Annotated in this window: 1 protein-coding gene; it reads right to left on the reverse strand. The window is 60.3% G+C overall.

What is annotated here, in order from left to right:
* Positions 1-43: 43 nt before the first annotated feature.
* On the reverse strand, positions 44-546 hold a 503-nt coding region (locus tag ABD658_RS15300; RefSeq protein ID WP_344744976.1), incomplete at its 5' end, for an IS3 family transposase.

The following is a 546-nucleotide window of genomic DNA, read 5'->3' on the forward strand; positions in this document are numbered from 1 at the left end:
CTGGTCCGTCCTGAGTTCCGTGGCGTCATCATTTCTTGGGTTCTCATGCCGCGGTGATGATCCGATTACGTTCATATTCTATCGGCGTGACCCACCCAAGCCGGCCATGTCGGCGCTGGCGGTTGTGCCAGATCTCGAGATACTCGAAGATGGCGTTGGCCAGTTCCACGCGCGTGTTCCAGATACGGGTATCCAGAAGTTCGACCTGCATCCTGGACCAGAACGCTTCGATCATGGAGTTGTCGTAGCAGTCTCCGACCGAGCCCATGGAAGGAAGCAGTCCAGCGGCCTTGGCCCGGGAGGTGAAGGCCCAGGAACCGAACTGCACCCCTTGGTCCGAGTGAATGATGGTGCCCTGTGCGGGACTCGCGCCGAGCCGAGTATCGATGGCCATGCCTAGAGCGTTGGTGGCCAGTGCCGCAGTTGGGGAGGAATCGATCGACCAGCCCACGACTCGACGGGAGAACGTGTCTAGGACGACGCAGCAGAAGAGCTTTCCTTCGCGCGTGCGATGCTCGGTGAGATCGGTGACCCACAACCGGTTTG

The sequence above is a fragment of the Nesterenkonia aethiopica genome, from assembly GCF_039534665.1.
GTDB classification, from domain to species: domain Bacteria; phylum Actinomycetota; class Actinomycetes; order Actinomycetales; family Micrococcaceae; genus Nesterenkonia; species Nesterenkonia aethiopica.